This window comes from Ruegeria marina (genome assembly GCF_900101475.1).
In the GTDB taxonomy this organism is placed as follows: domain Bacteria; phylum Pseudomonadota; class Alphaproteobacteria; order Rhodobacterales; family Rhodobacteraceae; genus Ruegeria_B; species Ruegeria_B marina.
In genome coordinates this window covers 1-2,500 of the sequence record NZ_FMZV01000043.1, presented here as the reverse complement: position 1 = coordinate 2,500, position 2,500 = coordinate 1, and the positions used below count along the sequence as shown (strand labels likewise).

Below are 2,500 nucleotides of genomic sequence, written 5' to 3'. Positions count from 1 at the left end.
ACCTGTTGAAAAAGGTCGGGATGAGTTGTGCCTAGGGGTGAAAGGCCAATCAAACTCGGAGATAGCTGGTTCTCCGCGAAATCTATTTAGGTAGAGCGTCATCCGAATACCCCGGGGGGTAGAGCACTGGATGGGTAATGGGGCCCCACAGGCTTACTGATCCTAACCAAACTCCGAATACCCGGGAGTACTAGATGGCAGACACACTGCGGGTGCTAACGCCCGTAGTGGAGAGGGAAACAACCCTGACCTCCAGCTAAGGCCCCCAATTCATGGCTAAGTGGGAAAGCAGGTGGGATGTCCAAAACAACCAGGAGGTTGGCTTAGAAGCAGCCATCCTTTAAAGATAGCGTAACAGCTCACTGGTCTAATCAAGACGTCCTGCGGCGAAGATGTAACGGGGCTCAAGCCATGAGCCGAAGCTGAGGATGCCGCAAGGCATGGTAGCGGAGCGTAGTGTGACATAGGTTCTATCCTCTTTAGTGTCCTTCGGGGCACCTTGGAGGATCACGAACCTTTCGATGAAGCCGGGGCGTGAGCCATCCGGTGGAGAGATCACTAGCGAGAATGATGACATGAGTAGCGACAAAGAGTGTGAGAGACACTCTCGCCGAAAGTCCAAGGGTTCCTGCTTAAAGCTAATCTGAGCAGGGTAAGCCGGCCCCTAAGCCGAGGCCGAAAGGCGTAGGCGATGGGAACCACGTTAATATTCGTGGGCCAGGAGGATGTGACGGATCACGACTGTAGTTCAGCCTTATCGGATTGGCTGGGCTGCTGAAGGGTCCCTGGAAATAGCCCTCCATCAGACCGTACCCTAAACCGACACAGGTGGACTGGTAGAGAATACCAAGGCGCTTGAGAGAACGATGTTGAAGGAACTCGGCAAAATACCTCCGTAAGTTCGCGAGAAGGAGGCCCGGGTTCAAGGCAACTTGGATCCGGGGGCACAAACCAGGGGGTGGCGACTGTTTATTAAAAACACAGGGCTCTGCGAAGTCGCAAGACGACGTATAGGGTCTGACGCCTGCCCGGTGCCTGAAGGTTAAAAGGAGGGGTGCAAGCTCCGAATTGAAGCCCAGGTAAACGGCGGCCGTAACTATAACGGTCCTAAGGTAGCGAAATTCCTTGTCGGGTAAGTTCCGACCTGCACGAATGGCGTAACGACTTCCCCGCTGTCTCCAACATCGACTCAGCGAAATTGAATTGCCTGTCAAGATGCAGGCTTCCCGCGGTTAGACGGAAAGACCCCGTGCACCTTTACTACAGCTTCGCACTGGCATCAGGATTGTGATGTGCAGGATAGGTGGTAGGCTTTGAAGCAGGAACGCCAGTTCCCGTGGAGCCTCCCTTGAGATACCACCCTTCGCACTCTTGATGTCTAACCGCGGTCCGTCATCCGGATCCGGGACCCTGCGTGGCGGGTAGTTTGACTGGGGCGGTCGCCTCCTAAAGCGTAACGGAGGCGCGCGAAGGTTGGCTCAGAGCGGTCGGAAATCGCTCGTTGAGTGCAATGGCAGAAGCCAGCCTGACTGCAAGACTGACAAGTCGAGCAGAGACGAAAGTCGGTCATAGTGATCCGGTGGTCCCAAGTGGGAGGGCCATCGCTCAACGGATAAAAGGTACGCCGGGGATAACAGGCTGATACTGCCCAAGAGTCCATATCGACGGCAGTGTTTGGCACCTCGATGTCGGCTCATCTCATCCTGGGGCTGGAGCAGGTCCCAAGGGTACGGCTGTTCGCCGTTTAAAGAGGTACGTGAGCTGGGTTTAGAACGTCGTGAGACAGTTCGGTCCCTATCTGCCGTGGGTGTAGGATACTTGAGAGGAGTTGCCCCTAGTACGAGAGGACCGGGGTGAACGGACCACTGGTGGACCTGTTGTCGTGCCAACGGCAGTGCAGGGTAGCTATGTCCGGACAGGATAACCGCTGAAGGCATCTAAGCGGGAAGCCCCCCTCAAAACAAGGTATCCCTGAGGGCCGTGGAAGACCACCACGTCAATAGGCCGGAGATGTAAGCGCAGCAATGCGTTCAGTTGACCGGTACTAATCGCCCGATAGGCTTGATCCGATCCAGTAACAGAAAGACTGATCAAGAACCAAAAGCACCATAACAGGACTTGGACAACGCCCCCGCAATCCAGAACAGGATTGAAACCGATTGATACCCTTCCGCCCGGACAAATCGGGTGGCAACCCGCTTTCCGCCGGAAAGCCCCGCCACTCTCAATCTCCCCAGCGCGGACAGTGAGTGTTTATTCGGTTTGGTGGTCATAGCGAGCGCAATACACCCGGTCCCTTCCCGAACCCGGAAGTTAAGTGCCTCCGCGCCAATGGTACTCGGGCTCAAGCCCCGGGAGAGTAGGTCACCGCCAAACCTAATAAACACTCAAATCTCTCTAAAACGATCTCAAAAAAAAACCGGCGCGGGATGGAGCAGCCAGGTAGCTCGTCAGGCTCATAACCTGAAGGTCGCAGGTTCAAATCCTGCTCCCGCAACCA

Annotated in this window: 1 tRNA gene and 2 rRNA genes (1 of these 3 cut by a window edge); all 3 read left to right on the top strand. The window is 55.4% G+C overall.

Annotation, left to right across the window (positions count from 1 at the left end):
* Positions 1-2,069 (top strand): 23S ribosomal RNA (locus BLT75_RS23850) (it extends 762 nt beyond the left edge of the window).
* A gap of 192 nt (positions 2,070-2,261) precedes the next feature.
* Positions 2,262-2,376: ribosomal RNA gene (gene rrf / locus BLT75_RS23845) — 5S ribosomal RNA — on the top strand.
* A gap of 47 nt (positions 2,377-2,423) precedes the next feature.
* A tRNA-Met gene (locus tag BLT75_RS23840) sits at positions 2,424-2,500 on the top strand.